Below are 23,889 nucleotides of genomic sequence, written 5' to 3'. Positions count from 1 at the left end.
TTACTTTTGCCTCTTTAACAAACACAACATAATGAGCAATTTAAAACAAGCCAAATCTGCATTAATTTCAGTTTTTAGTAAAGATGGTTTGGCTCCCATCGTTGAAAAGCTTAACGATCTGGGAATTACAATTTATTCTACCGGAGGAACAGAGAAATTTATTAAAGATCTAGGAATCGATGTTGTTCCTGTAGAAGACGTTACTTCTTACCCTTCTATTTTAGGCGGACGTGTAAAAACATTACACCCAAAAGTTTTTGGAGGAATATTAAACCGCCAGGATAACGAGAGTGACGTTAAAGAAATTGCTCAATACGAGATTCCACAAATAGACATCGTAATTGTAGATCTTTATCCTTTCGAAAAAACAGTAGCTTCTGGAGCTTCTGAACAGGATATTATCGAGAAAATAGATATAGGTGGTATTTCACTTATTCGTGCAGCTGCTAAGAACTTTAAAGATGTACTTTGTGTATCTTCTGTAAACGATTATGCAGATTTCTTGGATATTTTAAACGAAGGAAATGGTGAAACCAGCTTAGCGCAACGTAAAAATTTCGCGGCAAAATCATTCAATATCTCTTCGCATTACGATACTGCTATTTTTAACTATTTTAATACTTCAGAAGAAATTCCTGCTTTTAAGCAAAGTATTCAGGAAGGAAAATCTTTACGATATGGTGAAAATCCACATCAAAAAGGAACATTTTTTGGAGATTTTGATGCAATGTTTGATAAGCTCCACGGAAAAGAACTATCTTACAACAACCTTTTAGATGTTGATGCCGCAGTAGTTCTTATGAACGAGTTTAAAGGAGAAGCACCAACATTTGCAATCTTAAAACATAACAATGCTTGTGGTCTTGCTCAACGTGATACAATAAAGCAAGCTTATGTAGATGCTTTGGCTGGTGATCCAGTTTCTGCTTTCGGCGGAATTTTAATTGCTAATACTGAAATTGATAAGGCTACTGCTGAAGAAATTCATTCTTTATTTTGTGAAGTAGTTATCGCTCCTTCTTTTTCTGAAGAGGCTTTAGAAATTTTAAAAGGAAAGAAAAACAGAATTATTTTAATTCAAAAAGAAACAGAACTTCCAGAAAATCAGGTTCGCACCTGTTTAAACGGAGTTTTAGTTCAGGATAAAGACAATAAAACAGATGTTTTAGACGATTTATCCTACGCAACAAATAATAAACCTACAGAACGGGAAATCGAAGATCTTTTGTTTGCTTCAAAAATTTGTAAGCACACAAAATCTAATACTATTGTTCTGGCAAAAAACAAACAACTTTGTTCTAGCGGAACGGGACAAACCTCACGTGTAGATGCTCTAAGACAAAGTATTGAAAAAGCAGGTTCTTTTAATTTCGATCTTAAAGGAGCGGTAATGGCAAGTGATGCCTTTTTCCCATTCCCAGATTGCGTAGAAATTGCCGGAAATGCAGGGATTACAGCAGTAATCCAACCAGGTGGTTCTATAAAAGATCAATTAAGTATCGATTATTGTAATGAAAATGATATTGCAATGGTGATGACAGGAACCCGCCATTTTAAACACTAATAGAATACTTTTACCAATACATAAAATAACCTATGGGATTTTTTGATTTTCTCATTGAAGAAATAGCGATAGATTTAGGAACTGCCAACACTCTTATCATACATAATGATAAGGTGGTGGTGGATAGCCCTTCAATAGTAGCCCGTGATCGTACCTCTGGAAAAATTACGGCTGTTGGAAAAGAAGCGGCAATGATGCAGGGAAAAACACATGAGAATATCAAAACTATTAGGCCGTTAAAAGACGGTGTAATTGCAGATTTTGATGCCAGTGAGAAGATGCTTACCATGTTCATTAAAGAGATTCCCGCACTTAAACGTAAAATGTTTACGCCGGCTCTAAGAATGGTTATTTGTATCCCATCTGGAATTACAGAAGTTGAAATGCGTGCGGTTAAAGAAAGTGCCGAGCGTGTTAATGGTAAAGAAGTTTACCTTATTCATGAACCTATGGCTGCTGCTATTGGTATTGGTGTAGACATCATGCAGCCAAAAGGGAACATGATCGTAGATATAGGTGGTGGTACTACAGAGATCGCGGTGATCGCACTTGGCGGAATTGTTTGTGACAAATCTATCAAAATTGCCGGGGATGTTTTTACCAACGATATCGTATATTATATGCGTACACAGCATAACCTTTATGTGGGTGAACGTACTGCGGAAAAAATTAAAATCCAAATTGGTGCCGCTACTGAAGATTTAGAAGTTCCGCCAGAAGAAATGAGCGTACAGGGGCGTGATCTTTTAACAGGAAAACCAAAACAGGTAAATATTTCTTATCGAGAAATTGCCAAAGCACTGGACAAATCTATTCTTAGGATTGAAGATGCGGTTATGGAAACCTTATCTCAAACTCCGCCAGAATTAGCAGCAGATATTTACAATACTGGTATTTATCTTGCCGGTGGTGGATCGATGTTAAGAGGTTTAGATAAGCGTTTATCTACCAAAACAGATCTACCGGTTTATATTGCTGAAGATCCTTTAAGAGCGGTGGTAAGAGGAACTGGTATTACTTTAAAAACGCTAAATAGATATAAAGGAATATTGATCAAGTAGGAGAAGCAGTAGCTTATGCAGCAGATATTCAATTTTCTGATTCGGAACAAGAATAATATTTTGTTCTTGGCATTGCTGGCGTTTTCTATTTTCCTTACGATCCAAACCCATTCATTTCATAAAAGTAAATTTATAAGTTCTGCCAATTGGGTAACCGGCGGCATATATTCCTGGAATAATAACATCCAGGATTACTTTTATTTAGATGAATATAACCAGCGTTTGGTAGAAGAGAATAAAAATCTTCGAAACATCATAAGGCAATTAAGCGGAGAAGATACCATCCCGAATTATACCGACACCACATTTGCTTCAGATTATATATTTAGAAGTGCAGATGTGATTAATAATAATTTCTCTAAAAGAGACAACTACATCACCCTGGATAAAGGTGAAAAAGATAGTATCGCTGCAGAGAATGGTGTGGTAACCAGTAAAGGTATTATTGGAATAATTGATAGAACAAATAGAAATTACTCCCGTGTTATTTCTATTTTAAACTCCCAATCTAAAATTAACGCTCAGCTTAAAAAATCTAATCATTTTGGTAGTTTGATATGGGATGGTAAAGATCCTAATTTAATGCAACTTACAGATGTTCCTAAACAAGCTCCTGTTGCAAAAGGTGACACTATTATTACTGGCGGGAAAAGTTTGATTTTCCCAAAAGGCATACAAATTGGCACCATTCAGGATTTCAAATTAGATAATACAGAGAGTTATTTTACGATAAACGTAAAGCTATTCAACGATATGACCAATATTGGTTATGTTTATGTAATTGAGAATAAGAACAAGGAAGAAATTCTTTCTTTAGAAGAAGGAGACGAAAATGAATAGCAGCCTAATATCTAATATTCTACGTTTTGTGGGCCTAATTTTAATTCAGGTTCTTGTACTTAACAACATTAATTTTATAGGGTATGTAAATCCATACCTTTATATTCTCTTTTTACTTTTATATCCTTTTAATACAAACCAAAGTTTATTTTTATTCCTTGCTTTCTTACTAGGATTATCTGTAGATATTTTTGAAGATAGTGGTGGCATACATGCTGCTGCCTGTTTAGTTGCTGCTTTTGTAAGGCCTAATTTACTTCGGTTTTCTTTTGGTATAAGTTACGACCATCAAACACTTCGTTTATCGGCCACTCCGCTTGGAGCCAGGATAAGCTATGTGGTACTTATGGTAGCGATACATCATTTAGTATTATTTTCTTTGGAAATGTTTAGCTTTAGTCATATAATACTAGTACTTAAGAAGACGTTATTTTCAGGTATATTTACTGTACTTGTAATTTTACTGAGTATCGCACTTTTCAGCAAAAAATATCGATGAGGAGAATATTATTATATGTAATCATACTTACCACCGGATTCGTTTTTCTGGGCAGGCTGTTTTACCTTCAGGTGGTAGACGACAGTTTTGCCGTTCGATCTAATGACAATGCGGTAAAAGTAATCTACGATTATCCACAACGCGGTTATATTTACGATCGTGATGGTGAACTTATGGTTTCTAACCAACCGTCTTATGACGTTATGGTAATTCCGCGTAATCTTAAGCCATTCGACACTACAGAACTTTGTGAAATTGTAAGCTTAGAACGTAAAGAATTAGAACGTAGATTAGATAAAGCTAAGATCTATTCTCCATTTTTACCTTCAGTAATTGTGCCCCAACTTACCAAAAGTGAATATGCTTTCTTACAGGAGAAAATGCGTAATTACGAAGGTTTTTATATTCAAAAACGATCTTTAAGAGATTATCATGTAGATCATAGCGCTAATGTTTTAGGTTTTATTGCTGAAGTTGCTCCTGCAACGGTTAAAAAGAATCCTTACTATAACAGTGGAGATTTAATAGGAAGAAAAGGTGTTGAGAGCGTTTACGAAGATACTTTACGTGGTGTAAAAGGTGTAAAATATATTCAGAAAGATAAACTGAATCGTGATATTGGCCCTTATAAGGACGGAATTTATGATACTTTACCAGAACGTGGTAAAGACGTTACTATTTCGGTAGATTCAGATTTACAGGCTTATGGTGAGTATCTCATGACCAACAAACGCGGAGGAATAATCGCTATCGAACCTTCTTCTGGTGAAATTCTATCTATGGTTACTGCACCAACCTACGATCCTGCCGATTTAGTAGGAAGAAAAAGATCATCTAATTTCAGTAAAATGTGGTTGGATTCGACCGCAAGGCCGCTTTACGATCGTAGTATTTTAGCGCAATATCCACCGGGATCTCCATTCAAAACAATGAATGCATTGATCGCGCTGCAAGAAGGCGTTGTTGATACCGACGATACTTTCTCTTGCCATCATGGTTATAGCTATGGTCGTGGACGTAAAATGGGATGCCACGCACATTCTAGCCCTGTAAATATGAATCAGGGAATCGCACAATCCTGCAACTCTTATTTTGCTCAGGTTTATCGTAAGATCATCGAAAAATATCCTACTCCGCAAGAAGGAATGGACGCCTGGAACAAACATGTAAGAAGTTTTGGTCTTGGCGATTATTTAGGAAATGATCTAAGCACGGGTAGACCAGGAAAAATACCAACTTCAGAATACTATAATCAAATTTACGATTACCCAACTTATAGATGGTATGCTACAGCCACATTATCTAATGCCATTGGCCAGGGAGAAGTTCTTCTAACTCCAATACAACTTGCAAATATGACGGCTACTATCGCCAATAAAGGCTGGTATTATACTCCGCATATGATAAAAGAGATTGATGGCAAACCTATAAAAGACGAACGCTTTACTAAAAAACATCACACCACAATCGATACTAAAAATTTCGAACCGGTGATAGAAGGAATGCATCAGGTGTATAAAAATGGTACAGCAAGCTCTATGCAGGTAGAAGGAATTGAAATTGCCGGGAAAACTGGAACCGCAGAAAACTTTGTAAAAGTTGATGGTAGAAGAATGCAACTAACAGATCATTCAATTTTTGTTGCTTTTGCACCTGTAGACGACCCTAAAATAGCTATCGCAGTTTTTGTTGAAAATGGATATTGGGGAGGCCGTTACGGTGGGAAAATTGCCACTCTAATGATCGAAAAATACCTAAAAGGAAAAATTACACGTAAGGATCTTGAAGACTTTGTAATGGATCCTAAGAACAGTTTAGAAGACGAATACGAAAAACCCTATAGTGGAGAACCTTTCTTAATCAATGATGGCAAGAAAAACGGCTGGCTATGATTGGCTAACGATTTTAATTTATTTTTTACTGGTATGTTTTGGTTGGGCTAATATTTATTCAGCCTCACTTGGCTCTGATCCTTCTGGAAGCTATTTCGATCTTAACGAAGTTTACGGAAAACAAGCCTTATGGATTGGCCTTAGTATTTTTCTAATCGTTGTAATCCTTGCCATCGAAGTAAAATTTTACCAGCGGTTTTCAAGTGTCATTTACCTTACCGCTCTCTTCCTGCTTGCAGGGCTTTTTGTTTTTGGTAAAACCATTTCTGGTGCTACATCCTGGTATGCCATTGGATCTTTTAGATTACAGCCTTCAGAATTTGCAAAAATAGCAACAGCTCTCGCGCTCGCAAAATATGTAAGCGATATACAAACTAATATTAAGCTTATCTCGCATCAGTTTAAAGCCTTTATTATAATCGCTTTGCCCGCATTATTAATCGTACCTCAACCAGATCCAGGAAGCGCTATGGTTTATGCTGCATTCTTTTTCCCCCTTTACAGAGAAGGGATTTCTGCGCTGTACCTGGTCTTGGCTTTAACCGGCGTTCTAATTTTTGTTGGTACCTTATTAATTGGCCCGGCCTGGGTAAGTATTGCAGTAGTCACTTTAGCAGCATTAAGTTTTCTAATAAAGAAAAAGAAACGCCCGGGAATCCCTTTGTTACTTTTTATTGTTGTGGCTTGCATAGGCTTATCCTTCTCGGTAAACTATATTTTCAATAATGTTTTTGAACAGCGCCACCGCGACCGTTTTAATATTGTTCTTGGCAAAGAAGTAGATAGCCGCGGAATTGGTTATAACACTAACCAAAGTGAAATTGCTATCGGCAGTGGTGGATGGACAGGTAAAGGTTGGACAGAGGGCACTCAAACCAAAGGTCATTTTGTACCAGAGCAGCACACCGATTATATTTTTAGCACTGTTGGAGAAGAATGGGGCTTTGTAGGCAGCGGTCTTGTAGTATTTTTATTTGTTTGCCTATTGCTCAGGTTAATTTTTCTTGCAGAACGGCAAAAATCACAGTTCAATAGAATTTATGGTTACAGTGTTGTGGGTATTATCTTTCTTCACTTTATGGTGAATATTGGGATGGTGATTGGTATTTTCCCAACGGTAGGAATTCCGTTGCCGTTTTTTAGCTATGGAGGCTCGGGATTATGGGGATTTACGATCTTATTATTTATCTTTATAAGATTGGATTCTGACCGACTCTCCTTCTAATGCCGAAAATAAAAATCACTACTGAAATTAATGCTAAAATCGAGCTAGTCTTCGATCTTTCCAGAAGTATAGAACTTCATCTTATTTCTACGGAAAACACCAAAGAAAAAGCAATTGCTGGCAAAACTAAAGGTTTAATTGAATTAGGTGAACAAGTTACCTGGCAGGCTACACATCTTGGATTAAGACAGAAATTCACATCCAAAATTATCGAATTTCAGCCTCCATTTTTATTTGTCGACCAAATGCAAAAAGGAATATTTAAATCCTTTAGACTCGAGCATCATTTCAAAGTAATTTCCGAAGAAAAAACACTGGTAATAGATATTCTAGTTTACGAAGCTCCACTAAGTTTTTTAGGAAAATTGGCCGACTTCTTATTCCTGAAAAGGTACCTTAAAGACTTTCTTACTGCAAGAAACAAGATCATAAAAACCTATGCTGAAAATGGCAAGGGCACAGCATTTCTTAAGCAATATTAAAATTTACATGGTACAGCGCTCGGCTATCAAAAGAGCGGCTGCAACGATTAAAATCAAAAAAGGATAAACAATTTTTCGTTTCATAACCTATAAAATTAAAAACGCCCAAAGTTAAAAAAACTTTGGGCGTTTTATTATAATATCGCTTCAGATGTGTTAGTCTTTAAATTTATCTGAATCTGCTACTTTATGCTTCATGTTATTCCTTTTGATATCAGAAAGCACATTAATAGCTTCTTCAACATAAACATCACGACTTAAATCTTTATGCCATCTTTCTCTTTTTTCCTGTAATGTAGAATCTGCTTTAAATAGCTCTTCTTCGTAAGGTAAAGAGGTAAAAGAAAGATCTGTTTTATAATCTTTTAATGCGTCGTACTGTTTAGCTACTTCTTTATTTTTTTCTGCATCTGCAGCATAAACATCATAATTCAAAGAATATGTATTGTCTTCACTTTGATCCTTTATCCATTTTGCATTTTGCTCGATAAGCTTAATCTGCTCACTTTGCTGCATACGTTTTTTACTATTTTCAATAGCTTCTTTGTAACCTATATATCCATCCCAAATATTATAATCTGCAGGATCGATTTTATCCCATGGTAGTGGATTATCCTGATCTTTTTCTCCTATATCTACATAGCTGTAACGATCTGGAACCACAACATCACTTTTCACTCCTTCTAACTGAGTTGAACCTCCATTAACTCTATAGAATTTCTGAGTTGTAATTTTCAAAGCTCCCATATCTCCGTAATCATTATTTCTTAACCAACGATTAAGATCGATTACATTCTGAACGGTTCCCTTACCATAAGTTTGCTTACTTCCAATAATAACTGCTCTTTTATAATCCTGCATTGCAGCAGCTAAAATTTCTGATGCAGAAGCTGAAAGTTCATTAACTAAGATTACCAACGGGCCATCCCATACAATTTCAGAATCTTCATCATTAAGCACTTCTTTGCGCTCTCCGTTAGATTTCACCTGTACGATAGGTCCTTTTTCTATAAATAAACCAGCAATATCTACCACTGTTTTTAAAGAACCTCCTCCATTATTTCTAAGGTCTACAACAAGACCATCCATACCTTGCTTCTTAAGCTCTACGATATCTTTACGCATATCTGAAGCTGCATTACGGCTATTATAATCTTCCATATCAAAGTAAAATTTAGGAAGATTAATTATACCATAATTTTTACCTTCTTTATCTACCATTGCTGTTTTTGCATAGGTCTCTTCTAATTCTACGATATCTCGCGTAAGCGTAATTTGCTCGATATTACCAAGTAATTTTTTACGAACGGTAAGTGTAACTTTAGAATCTTTTGGGCCTTTTATTAAATCTACCGCATCATCTAAACGCATTCCAGCAATATTTACAGGCTCATTTTCATCCTCCTGCTTTACTTTTAGAATAACGTCACCAGCATCTAATTCATCACTTTTCCAGGCCGGACCTCCAGAAATTACCTCCATAATGGTAATATCATCGTTTTTCTTTTGAAGTCTCGCTCCAATCCCCTCTATTTTCCCAGACATCTGGATATCGAAACGATCTTTATCCTGCGGTGCAAAATAATAGGTGTGAGGATCAAACTCTTCTACTACTGAATTTATGAAAACAGAAAAATAATCTTTTCTTTCAAGATCATCGGTTAGATCAAAATATTCAGTTAAACTGCTTTGGGTAGTTTCACGTGCTTTTTTCTCTAATTCTTCATCAGATTTCATGGTGTAATCTGAGTCATTTTCTTTCTTATTCTTTTCGTCCTGTTTTAGATCGTAAAAAGTAATAAGCGTAGAAAATTTAAGTTGCTTTCTCCAACGCTCCTTTAATTCAGCTTTAGAAGTTACATAATCTAACTCGTCTCCATCAGCTATAAAATCTTCTTCTTTAGAAAAATCAAAGGGCTGCGCTAAGATTTCAGTATATAATTGTTTTGCTTCTTCGTTACGCTGGTTAAGCTTAAAATATGTTAAATCGAAGAAATTAAGTTGTTTGTTGTTGATTTCGTCATCAATTAACATCTTATATTCTTCAAATTCTTCGATATCTTCTTTATAAAAGAAACGTTTTGAAGGGTCTAAACTTTCTATATAATGATCATAAACTTTTACAGAAAAATCATCATTTATTTCTTTAGCATCATAATGTCCCTGACTAAGAACATAGGTTATGAGGTCTATTAAAAGCTTGTCTTTGTTAGGGTCGTCAAACTTTTTTGTGGTGAAGCTGCATGAAGTTGCTGCCATCAAAACAGCCAACACCAGGATTTTTAAATTCCTTTTCATATATCGCATAGATTTCGTCATTAAATTCTGTACAAAATACATTAAAAACTGTGCCATTCATAAGAACGGCGGCTAATAATTTGTTAAACTACTAAAATACGGTTTCCATAGGAAATTACTAATTTAGCATCTAGAAAATTTAAGCTATGAGTAAAGAAAAACCGCTAATCCTGGTAACTAACGATGATGGTATCACCGCACCAGGAATTAGAGCCTTATTACAGGTAATGAAAGAGATTGGCGATGTAGTTGTTGTAGCTCCCGATAGCCCACAAAGTGGGATGGGACACGCCATTACGATAAGTGATACTTTATTTTGTGATTCGGTTACACTAAAAGAAAATTATAATCATAAAGAATATAGCTGCTCTGGTACTCCGGCCGATTGTGTAAAGATCGCCACACAGGAAATTTTACATCGCAAACCAGATCTTTGTGTAAGCGGTATTAACCACGGCTCTAACTCCTCGATAAACGTGATTTACTCAGGAACCATGAGTGCTGCTGTTGAAGCTGGTGTAGAAGGGATTCCAGCTATTGGTTTTTCGCTTTTAGACTATTCGCTAAATGCCGATTTTGAGCCTTGTAAAAAATACGTGAAAGCGATCACTAAAAATGTACTTAAAAACGGACTCCCAAAAGGGGTTGTCCTAAACGTGAACTTTCCAAAATTACCTGCGAAAGAAATTAAAGGCATCAAAGTTTGTCGCCAGGCCAATGCACACTGGGAAGAGGAATTTGATAAGAGAACTAATCCGCAAGGTAGAGATTACTATTGGTTAAGCGGAAGGTTTGTAAATAACGATGAAGGCAAGGATACCGATGAGTGGGCTTTAGAAAATGGCTTTGTTTCTTTAGTACCAGTACAATTCGACCTTACTGCACATCATTTTATAAACGAGTTAAACGACTGGAAACTGGATGAGTAAAGGCAATATCGCAATAGGTTTTTTAATAGGCTTATCTACAACCATTGGAGGCGTTTTTTTATTTACTACTTTTTTCTCTGATTATAGTTTTGAAATGAGTCTAAGAGATTCAATCAACAACGATTACTTCGGAAAATTGGTAGCCATTGGAGCAGTGCTTAATTTCTTCCCGTTTTTTGTTTTTATGCGGAAGAAACAAATTTATCATGCCCGCGGCGTTTTACTCGCCTGCCTTGTTGTAGCCATTGCAATTGCAGTTGTTAAGATTCGAAATTTTTAATTATTCAGAATAAAATTTTAAGCACTTGAAATATTATATCATTGCAGGAGAAGCCTCGGGAGATCTACATGCTTCTAATCTTATGAAGTCTCTAAAAAAAGTAGATCCTAATGCCCAATTTCGGTTTTGGGGTGGCGATCTTATGCAAGCACAAGGTGGCACTATTGTAAAACATTATCGTGACCTTGCTTTTATGGGTTTTGCTGAAGTGCTAATGAATCTTCGTATAATCCTGGGAAATATTTCAGTTTGCAAAAAAGACATTACTGCCTATAAACCAGATGCCCTAATATTTATCGATTATCCTGGCTTTAACCTACGCATTGCCAAATGGGCAAAAGAAGAAGGATACGAGACTCATTTTTATATTTCACCCCAAATCTGGGCCTGGAAAGAAAATCGTATTAAAGCCATAAAACGCGATGTAGATCATATGTATGTGATCCTACCATTCGAAAAAGATTTTTACGAAAAGAAACATCATTATCCGGTAAACTTTGTTGGACATCCATTAATCGATGCAATTTCAAACAGAAAAAATACCGATGTAGAGAAATTTAAGGCTGAAAATAACCTCGACGATCGCCCAATAATAGCTTTACTTCCCGGAAGCCGAAAACAGGAAATATCTAAAATGTTGGAAGTTATGCTAAGCATCACCCAGGATTTTAAGGATTATCAATTTGTTATTGCCGGAGCTCCAAGCCAGGAAATTGAATTTTATAAACCTTACCTAAAAAAGACCAATATCAATCTGGTGATGAATAAAACTTATGATATTTTAAGTTGCGCCCACGCAGCACTGGTAACTTCAGGAACGGCGACTTTAGAGACAGCCCTATTTAAAGTCCCAGAAGTTGTTTGCTATAAAGGCAGCTATATTTCTTACCATATTGCCAAAAGAATTATTAATTTAGACTATATCTCGCTGGTAAATTTAATTATGGATCGTGAAGTGGTGAAAGAATTAATTCAGTCTGAATTTAATTCTGAATCGCTTAAAACCGAATTGAAAAAAATCCTGCAAGAGAAAAACAGAGAGCGAATTTTTAAAGATTATTACGAATTAGAACAAAAACTGGGCGGTACTGGTGCTAGTTTAGAAACCGCCACCCTCATTTATAACTCAATAAAATAAACAACCAAACCCAAATCCTACAATATCGACCTTAACCAAGATGAAAAATAAACATAGCAGTACGATAATGAAGCAGAGCCTAAGATTAGGCATTATGATTTTAGCCGCTATATTTTTAAGTTCTTGCGGAGCTTCAAAACCAAAAGTTGTTACCACAAAAACAGAAACTACACCTAAAAAGAAGGTACAACATTACGATCCTGAGATCACCCAAACCAAAGAAGTTATCCAACCAAAAGACGAGCGTGTTTACAATATTGTAAATTATGCGATTGGTTTTGAGGGCACCAAATATAAATATGGCGGTACAACCAAAAAAGGCATGGATTGCTCTGGTCTCGTGTACGTATCGTTTCAGGAAAACGACATCCAATTACCAAGAAGTTCTCGCGATATGTCTTTGCAAGGTGAGCGCCTTTACTTAAAGGATGTTACGGTTGGCGATCTTTTGTTCTTTGAAACTAATAAAAACCGCAAAGTAATTAATCACGTTGGGCTCGTCGTCGATATCTCACAGGGAGATATTCTTTTTATTCACTCTACCACTTCGCTTGGCGTAGTTATTAGTAAACTTTCAGAAAATTATTGGAATAATGCTTTTGTAATGGCAAGACGAGTGATTTAAAGTTTAAAAAAAAGTCCATTAAAAACCAGATTTTCATTACTTTTAAAGTGACCCTACTTTCTAATTATCAGAAAGATGGGCTACATCAATATTAAAATTCTACAATTTTCGATTGCATTTTTATGCGGAATCTTAAGTGCACATTTTTTTGAAATTTCTTTAAAAATCCTGATAATTCCTACCGGAATTAGTATCGCTTTCTTTCTGTTTTTCTTTTTTAAGGCCAAATCTCAACTCTACCAACTCCTCTACTTTGGGATTTGCTGTTTTCTGGTTTTATTTTTCTTCGGAAGTATTTCTTACCAACTTAAATTCCCTGAAAATAAGCCGTATTATTTTTCGAAATTCATTAATTCTGAAGAAGATCTTTTAAAACTAAAATTAACTGAAGAATTAAAACCAAACTTCCAGAAACGTTTTATTGCTGAAGCAGAACAAGTTATCCAAGGCCAAGATTCGATGAAATCTCAACCAGTTTTTGGGAAAATTCTGATTGGTTTACCGCTAACATCTCGTTTGAAAGTTGGGCAGGAAATAATCGTTCCGGCAAAAGTCAGCGAAATTAATCCTCCACTAAATCCGCATCAATTCAATTACCAGGAATACATGAAATTTCAGGGTATTTTTCATCAAATTCAGCTTTCTGAAGATCAAATTCTGATCGATCAAAATTTGAATCCTTCCTTTCTAACTAAGCTTCGCTTTTCTCTACTTAAAACTTTACAAAATTCAGGATTCAAAGAAGATGAACTTGCAGTAATTCAGGCATTAATTTTAGGAGAAAGAACCGCCATTTCTAATGAATTATATCAAAATTATGCGGCTGCAGGTGCGATTCATATTTTGGCCGTTTCAGGACTGCACGTTGGGATTGTGCTGTTGTTTATTAATTTTATTCTAAAACCACTTCAGCAATCAAAAATATTAAAATTCACTCTAACACTAATCGGAATTTGGAGTTTTGCTTTGCTTACCGGCTTATCGGCATCTGTAGTTCGTGCCTCATTCATGTTTAGTTTTGTAGCTTTTGGACTTCAAATTAATCGGAAGGTCAACCTTCTCAATACCCTATTTTCGGCGTTTTTCGTGCTCATTCTTATCAATCCGTTTTATGTGTTTCAGGTGGGATTTCAACTAAGTTTTGCGGCGGTTTTCAGCATTGCATTATTTCAGCCTAAATTCAGCAAACTATGGCATCCAAAATATAAGATTGTACGATTTTTTTATCAAATTATAACGGTAAGTATTTGTGCTCAAATTGGTGTTTTACCCTTAAGTTTATTCTATTTTCATCAATTTCCGGGATTATTTTTACTTACCAATATCGTGATCCTTCCGGGACTTGGGATTTTATTAATTTCCGGAATATTGATCCTTATTCTGGGTATTTTCGACCTTCTTCCTGAAATTCTGGTACACTTTTATTCGATTTTGATTGAAAATCTAAACCATTTTATCGCCTGGGTAGCCAGCCATGAGCGTTTTATTATTAACGACATTCATATTAGTCATTTTTCAGTCTTATTTTTATTCGGAATAATAATTAGTTTTTTCTTTTTACTTCAGCAGAAAAAGAAAAAGCAGGTATTGCTGACTTTAGTAAGTATTATTCTATTTCAAATTAGTCTGTTTTTTGACCAATATCAGCATTCTTCCGAAGAAATTTTTATTCTGAATAAATCTGGAAGCAGTATCATTGCTGAAAAGAATGCCCAACAATTACATCTCTACGGAAACTCACAAAAAGATAGCGGCTGGAGTTATATCGATGATTTTAAAATAGCTGAAAAAATATCGAATATCGAATTTAAGGAACTCGAAAATTTTTACGAGCTGAAGCAAAAACGAATTATGGTGATTGATAGCACAGCGCTTCTTAATTTCCCTGAATTTAATCCAGATATCCTACTACTTTCTAATTCTCCAAAAGTGAATTTAAACCGAGTTATTGAAGTTTTAAAGCCAGACTTAATTATCGCCGATGCCAGCAACTACCCAAGCCTTATCGAACTTTGGGAACAAACCTGCCTAAATAAAAAAGTCCCTTTCTACCAGACAGGTAAAAAGGGAGCTTTTAACTACTAACCACAAACTATTGTTTATGATACAACTAACACTTACTTAGTAAACGTAGGTTCGAAGTTTTCATTGTATTCGTTCCAGGCTTTTTCAGTAGTTAAATTTTTATATTCGTCTTTTGCGAAGATTTTAAGGAAAATTTCAATCTGCGCCGGAGTCCTGTATCCCTTTAATGGCGCTATTAAATCCCCTTTTTCATCAAAAAACACGATACTTGGATAAGCAGAAATTTGTAGCGCACGAGCAAATTCATGCGGACTGTTTCTTCTTCCTTTTAAATCTGGATTATATTGCGGATTGGCAAAAACTTCATTTTTGTAATTGATCTCTTCTTCACCTTCAGCATTAAATTTTACCGGATAATAGTTTTCATTTATAAATTCAGCTACTTTAGGATGTCCAAACGTATTTTTATCTAACATTTTACAAGGCCCGCACCAGTCTGTATAGGCATCCATAATAATATTCTTTGGCGCTTCTTTTTGTGCTGCCAAAGCTTCATTCATCGTCATCCATTTGATCTTGCTTTCAGTTTCCTGCGCCTGCATTGTAAAGCCAATAAGTACCAATGCTATAAAAAATAGTCTTTTCATCTTCTAAAAATTTTCTTCTATAATAACAAAAAACGTTCCTTTTACAGAACGTTTTTTATAATATATTTTGTGTAATTTATTCTACTGTGGTTTCCATAGGAATTCCTTCTTCCATTTTAGCATCCTCAGCTCCGTGAGTAAGACGTTTAAGAGGTTTAAGTAACATAATTACTATAATCCCTATTAGCGTCCAAATCACCGCGATACCTGTAAAAACTTCAAACTCCCCAAGATCCTGAGCAAACTGCCCGATAAGACCTGCAACTTTATTTCCTAGACCGGTTGCAGCCCAATACATCCCCATAATTACTGAAGCGTATTTTAGCGGTGCCAATTTCGTAATGAATGAAAGTGATACCGGCGAAGCACAAAGTTCACCAATGGTATGGAATAAATAAGCTGCGATTAGCCAATACATTCCTGAAGATCCAGTTTCCTGATACTGTACAGAAGCAGCACTCATAAATCCAAATCCTAAGGCCATAATGATCAACCCAATCGCCATTTTAAAGATCGAAGAAGATTCTTTCCCTTTTTGTTTCCATTTAAACCAGAAGCTACCTACCAAAGTTGCCAGCGTAATGATAAAGAATGAGTTCACCGATTGGAATACTGAAGCCGGAATCTCGAAACCTAAAAGCGTTCTATCTACTTTCTCTGCAGCATAAAGGTTCATTAATCCACCCGCTTGTTCGAAAGCCGCCCAGAAAAGGATAATTAACAAGAAAGAAAGTAATAGCACTTTTACTCTGTCTTTTTCTATAGATGTTAATGGCTTATCTAAAATTGCACGATCTGCTTCGTTCTTTCTGGAAATTAAATTCCCAACATGAGTTAGGTGTTTTTGTCCCATCATGTAAACGATCTGTCCCAGTAACATTCCTATAGCTGCAAGACCAAAGCCCCAGTGCCATCCGTAATATTCAGCTAAAAATCCACAGGCAATTGGTGCTAAAAACCCACCAATATTAATCCCCATGTAGAAAATATAAAACCCAAGATCTCTACGCTCGTCACCTTGCTTATACAAACCACCCACCATAGAAGAGATGTTTGGCTTTAAGCCACCTACACCAAGAATGATAAACAAACAACCGATATAGAAAGAAGTTTCAGATTCAAAAGCTAAAATACCATGACCAATACATAGTAAAATACCACCGATTAATACAGTTTTCTTTTGACCTAAAAACTTATCTGCAATCCATCCCCCGGGAATAGAAACTACGTAAACAAGCATGGTATACCAACTGTATAAACTTAATGCTTCAGCGTTGGTCCATCCAAAACCAGGATTATCAGAGTTTGTCTCAGCGACTAGATAAAGTACAAAAAGTGCACGCATTCCGTAATACGAAAAACGTTCCCATAATTCGGTGAAAAATAGAATATACAATCCTACCGGGTGCCCAAATAGTTCTTTTTGATTAGCTGGAGGTGCAGTATTTGCCATAATTTTAAGTTTGTTGATTGAGTTTTATAGATGTTCTGTTATAAAGTTTGTCATTTTAGTATACATGTGCAGCCTGGTATTTCCGCCAAAAATTCCGTGATTTTTATCAGGATAAATGGCCCAATCGAATTGTTTATTTGCCTGGATAAGTGCTTCAACCATTCGCATGGTATTTTGAAGATGCACATTATCATCGCCACCACCATGTACAATTAAAAAGTCTCCTTTTAATTTTTCTACATGATTTATGGGCGAATTCTCATCGTAACCAGAAGCATTTTCCTGCGGTGTAGTCATAAAACGTTCGGTATAGATCGTATCATAAAACCTCCAGCTTGTTACCGGCGCTACAGCAATTGCCATAGTAAAAGTATCATTACCTTTCAAGATTGCATTAGACGCCATAAATCCACCAAAGCTCCATCCCCAAATACCAATTCGGCTTTCATCAATATAATCCAGCTCTCCTAATTTTTTAGCGGCAGCGATCTGATCTTCCAATTCGTATTTCCCTAACTCATTTTGAGTTACTTTTTTGAAATCGGCTCCTTTAAAACCAGTCCCTCTACCGTCTACACAGGCGATAATATAGCCTTTATTTGCTAATAATTGATACCAATATTCGTTAGTATTGAAGTAAGAATTAGAAACCGACTGTGAGCCAGGCCCTGAATATTGGAACATTAATAACGGATATTCCTTAGATTCATCAAAATCTGAAGGTTTGATCGTCCACATGTTTAATTCGTTCCCATTCACCTCGAGTGTAGATAATTCTTTTGGTGAAAAATGATAAGGTTTTTCAATATCCAGCAACTCGCTATTATCTTTTATCTCACGAACTAATTTTCCACTTTTCGCTGAATGAAGCGTGTACTGCATTGGAGTTTCAGTACTGGTAAATGCATTAATAAAATATGTAAAATCAGCACTAAAATCGGCATTATTCATCCCGGTTTTTTCGGTGAGTCTTTTTTTACTTTTCCCGTTCGTTTTTATCGAATAAACATCACGGTTTACACTTCCGTTTTCTGTGCTTTGATAAAATAAGCGATCGTTTTTCTTGTCGTAACCATAGTAGTTGGTCACTTCCCAATTTCCGGTGGTTACCTGATGCTTCAGTTTTCCACTTTCAGCATATAAATAAATATGGTTAAAACCATCACGTTCGCTGGTCCAGATAAAGCTATTATCTTCTAAAAAGGTTAGATTATCTGTCACATCAACGTAAGCTTCGACTTTTTCAGTAAGAATAACTTCTGCAGTATTATCTTCAGCATTCACAAAAAGAAGATCTAATTGATTTTGATGCCTGTTTAACACCTGCGCACTTAAGATGTAATCTTTATTGGTCCATTTAATTCTTGGAATATAAAAATCTGAATAATCACCAAGATCGATTTCCTCTGTTTCTTCGGTTTTTACATCGTACATATGAAGCGATACCTTAGAATTTGCTTCACCCGCTTTTGGATATTTAAAAACCTGCTCGCTAGGATAAAGATCACTACCAAAGATATCCATAGAAAACTCTGGTACTTCAGTTTCGTCTAATCTTAAGAAGGCAATTTTATCACCTTTGGCATTCCATTCAAATGCTCTCACAAAACCAAGCTCTTCTTCGTAAACCCAATCGGTAATTCCGTTGATGATACTATTAATTTTACCGTCTTTGGTGATCTGTTTCTCAGTTTTTTCAGCAACATTGTAGATGTAAATATTGTTCTCAAAAACATAAGCAAGCTTCGAATTATCTGGAGAAAATGTTGGCTCCTGTACTTTCTTATCGCTAAATTTTGTAAGTTTTTTAGAGTTTACATCGAAAATATAGAATATCGCCTTAGAAGATCTGCGGTAAATTGGCTGTGGATCTGTAGCTAGTAAGATCTTAGATTCATCCTCACTTAAACTAAAACTCTGAAAGCTTTTTAGATCTTCAAGATTTTTGGTGTCTACCAGCGTGCGGGTTTGCTCCCCAGTTTTATAACTATAAACATCTATACTGGAGTTTCCAGAATCTGAATCGTGATTTAGCACCACGTATTCTACACCATTTTTTAGAGATTGTAGGGATTGTAAATGTTGCTGACTAAATTTTCCGCTCCATATTTCTTCAAGCGTGATACTCTTTTCCTGGGAAGTCGCAACAGAAGCTGCCATCGTCATAAGCAGAACTAAGATTTTTGAGAACCTCATTAAATTCTTTAAAAATTTTATTGCAGGCCAAGTTTACTAAATTTTGATGACAAAGCGGGCGCAACTCGTGTTAAATACTAACATTTTGTTAAAGAGATTTTCAACATCCCCTAACACGGGATTAAATTTATGTCTTACGAGCAACTAAATAACAATTGTATCTTTGCATTGAAACTATTACAAAATTTCATGAAGGAACCAATTTCTGGCTTTTCGAAGCTAACGAAAGAAGAAAAGATTAACTGGTTAACTAAAACCTATCTGAATGCCGATCCTAAAGCTGAAGAAGTTTTAAAACAGTATTGGAATAAAGAGGAAAATTTACAACAACTTCACGACGAGTTTACCGAAAATACGATCTCTAATTATTATTTACCTTTTGGAATTGCTCCTAACTTTTTAATTAACAACGAGCTTTTTGCAATTCCTATGGCAATCGAAGAAAGTTCGGTTATTGCTGCGGCCAGCAAAGCCGCTAAGTTTTGGGGAAGCCGAGGCGGATTTAAAACTGAAGTGATAGACACCATAAAAGTTGGGCAAGTACATTTTATTTACCAGGGAAGCGAAGAAAAATTAGAGCTGTTTTTTAACGAATTAGAGCCTAAACTTAGAGAAGCTGCTGCACCTATCACTAAAAATATGGAGCAACGCGGTGGCGGAATTAAAAGCATCGAACTAAGAGAGCGCACCACAGAAGTTGAAAATTATTATCAGCTGCACTGTAATTTTGAAACTGTAGACAGCATGGGCGCTAATTTTATTAATAGTTGCCTTGAAAAATTTGCTGAAATTCTTGAAAAAGAAGCCGCCATCTGGGAAGATTTTAATGATGAAGAGCGCAATATCGAAATTGTGATGAGTATTCTTTCTAATTATGTTCCTGAATGTATTGTGCGTGCTGAAGTTTCCTGCTCGCTAGATGAATTATCTGATGATGCGAATTTTACCGGAGAACATTTTGCTGAAAAATTTTTAAGAGCAGTAAAAATTGCTGAAACAGAACCTTACCGTGCCGTTACCCACAATAAAGGTATTATGAATGGTATCGATGCGGTTGTACTAGCTACCGGAAACGATTTTAGAGCCATTGAAGCTGGCGTTCATGCCTATGCCGCCAAAGATGGCCAGTACTCCAGTCTAACCCATGCAAAAGTTGAAGACGGAATCTTTAAATTTTGGATTGAAGTTCCTTTGGCTTTAGGAACTGTTGGCGGTTTAACCAGTCTTCATCCACTAGTAAAACTTGCTATGGAAATGCTTGGAAAACCTAATGCCAGAAAATTGATGGAAATAGTTGCCGTAGCAGGATTGGCTCAGAACTTTGCAGCTGTAAAATCGCTAATCACTACCGGCATCCAAAAAGGCCACATGAAAATGCATTTAATGAATATTCTTAATCAGCATAACGCCACTTTGGAAGAAAAAGAAAAACTAATCGAATATTATAAAACCAATGTGGTTTCTCATAGCGATGTTGCTGTGCAACTTGAAAAACTTAGAGGATGAGATTTTATAGCCACGGAAAACTTTTAATCACTGCAGAATATGCAGTTTTAGATGGCGCACAAGCTTTATGCCTTCCTACGAAAAAAGGTCAGTTTTTAAATGTTGAAGAAAATTCTTCGGGATTAATAAAATGGATCAGTAAAGATGAAAACGGTGAGATTTGGTTTCAGGATGAGTTTAGGAAAGATTCCTTCGGAATAAAATCAACTTCAGAAGAAAACATTTCAGAAAAAACCACTGAAATATCCCAACGTTGCATTCAGATTTTAACAGAAGCAGAAGAACTATCTGGTTTAAATCTTTTCGAAAAAGGTTACATTATTGAAACCGAATTAGAATTTAAGCGCGAATGGGGATTGGGAACCTCGTCAACCTTAATTAATAATATTTCCCAATGGCTGTCTATAGATCCTTATGTTTTACTGAATAAAACTTTTGGAGGAAGTGGTTATGACATTGCCTGTGCCAAAGCAGACGGTGCAATTACATACGAGCGAAAAAAAGATACCCAAATTTCGCTAAAATCGCCTTTTAACCCGGTATTTTCAGATAACATATACTTTGTATATCTAAACCAGAAACAAAACAGCAGAGAAGGCATAGCGCACTATAGAAAGCAGGAAGACGCACATCGTGAAGTTTTAATTGAAAAAGTATCGAATATCACTCAGCAACTCATTAAATGCGAAAATCTGGCTGAATTTGAGTTACTTTTAAATATTCATGAGAATTTAATTGCTAAAGCAGTACAGCTGCCTAAGGTTAAAACTAGAGTTTTCGCAGATTTTGAAGGAAGTATTAAAAGTCTTGGTGCATGGGGCGGCGATTTTGTAATGGCCACGAGTAAAAATGATCCCACGGTATATTTTAAGACTAAAGGCTTTGAAGTGGTGATCCCATATTCAAAAATGATCTTATAAATTTTACTTCTAAAAAAAGTATCGAAAATTATATAAAATCGACTACTGGAGATTTGCAGAAATAAAAAAAGCCACTCGATCGAGTGGCTTTTTTTTATTATTTGAATATAAATCCTAATAGAATTTAGCTCTATTATCTTCAATCTCAGCTTTAGCTTTTAAAGCTTCAAAAGCTCTAGCGTTCGCCATTTGGCGACGACTACTAGTTTCCTGTTGTGCGAATGGCTTATAAGAATCTAGCTCTGGAGCTTCACTCTTACTTACCAATTCTACAACATAAACACCTTTATCCCCTACGATTGGCTTACTTGTTTCACCAACCTCTAAAGCATAAACAGCACCTACAACTTCTGGCTCACTACCTGCACCTGCAAGTGTTGGAGAACTTAAGTTTACAGCATTTGCAGTTTGAACAATTTTATTTTGATTTTCTGCAACCTGATCTACAGTAGTTCCAGAAATCTTTTCTTTGATCATTTCAGCTTTCTTCTGCTTTGTAAGAATTGGAATAACTTCAGAAGAAGCATCTTCTGGACTCATTAATCCTTTTTTCTTTTTAGCGGTAATTTGAGCTACGATGTATCCTGTTGGAATTTCGAAACGTTTAACATCGCCTACTTTAGCTTCTTCTTCAAAAGCCCATTGTACTACACGACGCTGCTGTCCTACTCCTGGGATATTTTCGTCTAAAGCTTTTACGTCACGAACAGTACGAATTCTATAATCTGCAGTTTTAGCTTCTTCAGTAAAGTCACCCTCACTTGCAGCGATCTCGAATTTAGTTACATCATTAAAAAGCTTATTTCTTGTACCTTCAGTAGCTTCTACTTCTCTTGCTACAGTAGCAATCTTTACAGCTTTCTCTCTATCTGTTTGCTCTTCAATATAAATAACGTGGTAACCAAAATCTGTTTTTACAACACCTACAGTTCCTTCATTATTATTTAGAACAAAATCGTCGAAAGTTGGCACCATCATACCAGGCCTAAAATAACCAAGATCACCAGAGTTTTGTGCAGCCGAAGGATCATCTGAAAATTCAGTTGCTAATTCTCCAATCTTAGATTTATTTGCCTTTACAACTCCAGCTAAACTATCTGCTAATTGTTTTGCAGCAGCTTCAGTACGGCTTCCACCAGCCTGAGCGCCTTGATATCCTAATAAAATATGGCTTGCTTTTATCGAATCTGGGATTTGCTTAGTCTCTACCAACTTGCTTAACTTCCAGTATCCATTTTCTTCATAAGGACCATAAACTTCTCCTTCTTCAAGATTGAACAAGTCATCAGCAAATTCTTTTGGAAGCTGATTTTTGAATTTGAAAGTTACTGGCTGAGTTAAATCTGAATTAGAATTAACAAATTCCTGATCGTCTGAAGTTGTTTTAAATCCAGCTATGGTATCATTAGTTTTAGAAACAGAGTTATATTCAACTCTATCTTCTAACAAACCAGTTAAAGATGCTTTAGCTTCTTCTTTATCTTCTGGAGATGGCTCTTCACTAAAAATAACATATTGAATATTACGAGCGGCTTCAGTTTCGAACTTTGCTTTATGGCTATCTACATATTCTTTAATTTCAGCCTTAGAAACTTCAACTTCATCATCTGAAATTGAAGAAAAAGGAACCTGAACATAACGAAGATCCATAGTGTTGTTTTGCAAATGGTATGCCTGTTTTCCTTCAGTTAAAGTTGCACCTACACCTGTACGAATCATATTCGCATAAATATTTTGTGCAGCAGATTCTGAAAGACCTTCTTCGTAGCTTAACCATTGCTGATACATTTGTGGTGAAGTTTGTTTTAAACTAGCCACATATTCTTTTACTCGATTCTCATCGAACATTCCAGCTTCGTTGGTGAATTGAGGATTTTGAGACATTTGAGCTCTCATCATTTGTCTTACCTGCGCCTGCTCTGCTCTAATCCCTAGTGCTTCTACCTGCTCTTCAACAATAATTTGGTTTAATTGCTGTTCCCAAACACGATTTACAGCTTGGGTAGTAGTGATACTTCCCCGCATATTTTGCTGAAAAGCCTCTACCTGACGGGCAAATTCTTCCCGGCTAATTTCCTCTCCATTTACAGTAGCAATAGAGTTATCTTTACCGCTAAAGCCACCACTTCTAATCACATCGGCCAGAACAAATGCAAATAATGCCAATGCAATAATTAAAATTAAGAAAACAGAACGTTGTCTGATTTTATTTAATACTGCCATTTTTAGATATAATTTATCAAAATATAGTGGGCGAAAATAGTGTTTTTAGGCTAATTATAAAACTTATAATTAGCAAAATCTTAACT

At 35.9% G+C, this 23,889-nt stretch carries 19 protein-coding genes; 14 read left to right on the top strand and 5 right to left on the bottom strand.

The features are described from left to right. The first annotated feature begins 31 nt into the window (after positions 1-31). From purH to IIF7_RS15240, 7 genes are read left to right on the top strand one after another with little or no spacing between them, the layout of a single operon-like run. Positions 32-1,564 carry a bifunctional phosphoribosylaminoimidazolecarboxamide formyltransferase/IMP cyclohydrolase gene (gene purH, locus IIF7_RS15270; protein WP_084842565.1) on the top strand — a complete coding sequence of 511 codons (1,533 nt, stop codon included), beginning with the start codon at positions 32-34 and terminating at the stop codon, positions 1,562-1,564. A 32-nt stretch (positions 1,565-1,596) separates the two neighbouring features. Further along, complete coding sequence (locus IIF7_RS15265; RefSeq protein ID WP_084842564.1) at positions 1,597-2,625, top strand: rod shape-determining protein; 1,029 nt, start codon at positions 1,597-1,599, stop codon at positions 2,623-2,625. Positions 2,626-2,640: 15 nt separating this feature from the next. Continuing rightward, the gene (gene mreC, locus IIF7_RS15260) at positions 2,641-3,465 is read left to right on the top strand and encodes a rod shape-determining protein MreC (protein WP_084842563.1); all 825 of its coding nucleotides are present in this window, start codon (positions 2,641-2,643) and stop codon (positions 3,463-3,465) included. Further along, the gene (locus tag IIF7_RS15255) at positions 3,458-3,964 is read left to right on the top strand and encodes a rod shape-determining protein MreD (RefSeq protein ID WP_084842562.1); all 507 of its coding nucleotides are present in this window, start codon (positions 3,458-3,460) and stop codon (positions 3,962-3,964) included. The genes mreC and IIF7_RS15255 overlap by 8 nt, the downstream gene beginning before the upstream one ends. Further along, positions 3,961-5,856: a penicillin-binding protein 2 gene (mrdA, locus tag IIF7_RS15250; RefSeq protein WP_084842561.1), complete on the top strand. Its 1,896-nt coding sequence runs from the start codon at positions 3,961-3,963 to the stop codon at positions 5,854-5,856. The genes IIF7_RS15255 and mrdA overlap by 4 nt, the downstream gene beginning before the upstream one ends. Further along, entirely contained in the window at positions 5,831-7,081 is a 1,251-nt protein-coding gene (rodA, locus tag IIF7_RS15245) for a rod shape-determining protein RodA (protein ID WP_084842598.1), read from the top strand. The genes mrdA and rodA overlap by 26 nt, the downstream gene beginning before the upstream one ends. Then, positions 7,081-7,563, top strand: coding sequence for an SRPBCC family protein (locus IIF7_RS15240; RefSeq protein WP_084842560.1), 483 nt, complete (start codon positions 7,081-7,083; stop codon positions 7,561-7,563). The genes rodA and IIF7_RS15240 overlap by 1 nt, the downstream gene beginning before the upstream one ends. Before the next feature lie 156 nt (positions 7,564-7,719). Here IIF7_RS15240 and IIF7_RS15235 read toward each other — a convergent pair whose 3' ends face one another. Then, positions 7,720-9,861 (bottom strand): carboxy terminal-processing peptidase, encoded by a 2,142-nt coding sequence (locus IIF7_RS15235; protein WP_176218973.1) that lies wholly within the window; start codon positions 9,859-9,861, stop codon positions 7,720-7,722. 146 nt (positions 9,862-10,007) lie between these two features. On the opposite strand from IIF7_RS15235, the gene surE reads away from it, so the two are divergent. The 5 genes from surE (at position 10,008) to IIF7_RS15210 (ending at position 14,918) form a co-directional block, all read left to right on the top strand. Further along, positions 10,008-10,790, top strand: a complete 783-nt coding sequence (gene surE / locus IIF7_RS15230) for a 5'/3'-nucleotidase SurE (RefSeq protein ID WP_084842558.1) — start codon at positions 10,008-10,010, stop codon at positions 10,788-10,790. Next, the gene (locus IIF7_RS15225; RefSeq protein WP_084842557.1) at positions 10,783-11,070 is read left to right on the top strand and encodes a hypothetical protein; all 288 of its coding nucleotides are present in this window, start codon (positions 10,783-10,785) and stop codon (positions 11,068-11,070) included. Before surE ends, IIF7_RS15225 begins: the two co-directional genes overlap by 8 nt. 25 nt (positions 11,071-11,095) lie before the next feature. Continuing rightward, a complete protein-coding gene (gene lpxB, locus IIF7_RS15220; RefSeq protein ID WP_084842556.1) occupies positions 11,096-12,208 on the top strand; it encodes a lipid-A-disaccharide synthase in 1,113 nt (370 codons plus the stop codon). Between the two features lie 40 nt (positions 12,209-12,248). After that, the gene (locus IIF7_RS15215; protein ID WP_245801655.1) at positions 12,249-12,833 is read left to right on the top strand and encodes a C40 family peptidase; all 585 of its coding nucleotides are present in this window, start codon (positions 12,249-12,251) and stop codon (positions 12,831-12,833) included. A 75-nt stretch (positions 12,834-12,908) separates the two neighbouring features. After that, on the top strand, positions 12,909-14,918 hold the full coding sequence (locus tag IIF7_RS15210) for a ComEC/Rec2 family competence protein (RefSeq protein ID WP_084842555.1): 2,010 nt from the start codon (positions 12,909-12,911) through the stop codon (positions 14,916-14,918). A 32-nt stretch (positions 14,919-14,950) separates the two neighbouring features. Here IIF7_RS15210 and IIF7_RS15205 read toward each other — a convergent pair whose 3' ends face one another. The 3 genes from IIF7_RS15205 to IIF7_RS15195 all read right to left on the bottom strand — a co-directional run bounded on the left by IIF7_RS15205 (position 14,951) and on the right by IIF7_RS15195 (position 19,154). Continuing rightward, positions 14,951-15,505, bottom strand: coding sequence for a thioredoxin family protein (locus IIF7_RS15205; RefSeq protein ID WP_084842554.1), 555 nt, complete (start codon positions 15,503-15,505; stop codon positions 14,951-14,953). A 76-nt stretch (positions 15,506-15,581) separates the two neighbouring features. Next, complete coding sequence (locus IIF7_RS15200; protein ID WP_084842553.1) at positions 15,582-16,958, bottom strand: peptide MFS transporter; 1,377 nt, start codon at positions 16,956-16,958, stop codon at positions 15,582-15,584. Positions 16,959-16,982: 24 nt separating this feature from the next. After that, on the bottom strand, positions 16,983-19,154 hold the full coding sequence (locus IIF7_RS15195) for a S9 family peptidase (protein ID WP_084842552.1): 2,172 nt from the start codon (positions 19,152-19,154) through the stop codon (positions 16,983-16,985). Positions 19,155-19,343: 189 nt separating this feature from the next. Here IIF7_RS15195 and IIF7_RS15190 point away from each other — a divergent pair, with 189 nt between their 5' ends. Both IIF7_RS15190 and IIF7_RS15185 read left to right on the top strand, forming a co-directional pair. Beyond that, positions 19,344-20,660: a hydroxymethylglutaryl-CoA reductase, degradative gene (locus IIF7_RS15190; protein ID WP_084842551.1), complete on the top strand. Its 1,317-nt coding sequence runs from the start codon at positions 19,344-19,346 to the stop codon at positions 20,658-20,660. Continuing rightward, the gene (locus tag IIF7_RS15185; RefSeq protein WP_084842550.1) at positions 20,657-21,580 is read left to right on the top strand and encodes a GYDIA family GHMP kinase; all 924 of its coding nucleotides are present in this window, start codon (positions 20,657-20,659) and stop codon (positions 21,578-21,580) included. Before IIF7_RS15190 ends, IIF7_RS15185 begins: the two co-directional genes overlap by 4 nt. Before the next feature lie 114 nt (positions 21,581-21,694). Here IIF7_RS15185 and IIF7_RS15180 read toward each other — a convergent pair whose 3' ends face one another. Further along, entirely contained in the window at positions 21,695-23,803 is a 2,109-nt protein-coding gene (locus IIF7_RS15180; protein ID WP_084842549.1) for a peptidylprolyl isomerase, read from the bottom strand. Positions 23,804-23,889 lie beyond the last annotated feature (86 nt).

Origin of the sequence: Zunongwangia atlantica 22II14-10F7, assembly GCF_002094855.1 — a bacterium.
Lineage (GTDB): Bacteria > Bacteroidota > Bacteroidia > Flavobacteriales > Flavobacteriaceae > Zunongwangia > Zunongwangia atlantica.
Note: the sequence above shows the minus strand (reverse complement) of the source record. Positions and strands in the feature narration are given on the sequence as shown.

Excerpts from the sequence above, each read along its gene's own strand:
- IIF7_RS15190 (WP_084842551.1), top strand. The coding sequence starts at position 19,344 with ATGAAGGAACCAATTTCTGGCTTTTCGAAGCTAACGAAAGAAGAAAAG.
- IIF7_RS15185 (WP_084842550.1), top strand. The coding sequence starts at position 20,657 with ATGAGATTTTATAGCCACGGAAAACTTTTAATCACTGCAGAATATGCA.
- surE (WP_084842558.1), top strand. The coding sequence starts at position 10,008 with ATGAGTAAAGAAAAACCGCTAATCCTGGTAACTAACGATGATGGTATC.
- IIF7_RS15200 (WP_084842553.1), bottom strand. The coding sequence starts at position 16,958 with ATGGCAAATACTGCACCTCCAGCTAATCAAAAAGAACTATTTGGGCAC.
- IIF7_RS15265 (WP_084842564.1), top strand. The coding sequence starts at position 1,597 with ATGGGATTTTTTGATTTTCTCATTGAAGAAATAGCGATAGATTTAGGA.
- mrdA (WP_084842561.1), top strand. The coding sequence starts at position 3,961 with ATGAGGAGAATATTATTATATGTAATCATACTTACCACCGGATTCGTT.
- IIF7_RS15210 (WP_084842555.1), top strand. The coding sequence starts at position 12,909 with ATGGGCTACATCAATATTAAAATTCTACAATTTTCGATTGCATTTTTA.
- IIF7_RS15225 (WP_084842557.1), top strand. The coding sequence starts at position 10,783 with ATGAGTAAAGGCAATATCGCAATAGGTTTTTTAATAGGCTTATCTACA.
- IIF7_RS15205 (WP_084842554.1), bottom strand. The coding sequence starts at position 15,505 with ATGAAAAGACTATTTTTTATAGCATTGGTACTTATTGGCTTTACAATG.
- rodA (WP_084842598.1), top strand. The coding sequence starts at position 5,831 with ATGGCAAGAAAAACGGCTGGCTATGATTGGCTAACGATTTTAATTTAT.
- IIF7_RS15255 (WP_084842562.1), top strand. The coding sequence starts at position 3,458 with ATGAATAGCAGCCTAATATCTAATATTCTACGTTTTGTGGGCCTAATT.
- IIF7_RS15240 (WP_084842560.1), top strand. The coding sequence starts at position 7,081 with ATGCCGAAAATAAAAATCACTACTGAAATTAATGCTAAAATCGAGCTA.
- IIF7_RS15235 (WP_176218973.1), bottom strand. The coding sequence starts at position 9,861 with ATGAAAAGGAATTTAAAAATCCTGGTGTTGGCTGTTTTGATGGCAGCA.
- IIF7_RS15195 (WP_084842552.1), bottom strand. The coding sequence starts at position 19,154 with ATGAGGTTCTCAAAAATCTTAGTTCTGCTTATGACGATGGCAGCTTCT.
- IIF7_RS15215 (WP_245801655.1), top strand. The coding sequence starts at position 12,249 with ATGAAAAATAAACATAGCAGTACGATAATGAAGCAGAGCCTAAGATTA.
- purH (WP_084842565.1), top strand. The coding sequence starts at position 32 with ATGAGCAATTTAAAACAAGCCAAATCTGCATTAATTTCAGTTTTTAGT.
- IIF7_RS15180 (WP_084842549.1), bottom strand. The coding sequence starts at position 23,803 with ATGGCAGTATTAAATAAAATCAGACAACGTTCTGTTTTCTTAATTTTA.
- mreC (WP_084842563.1), top strand. The coding sequence starts at position 2,641 with ATGCAGCAGATATTCAATTTTCTGATTCGGAACAAGAATAATATTTTG.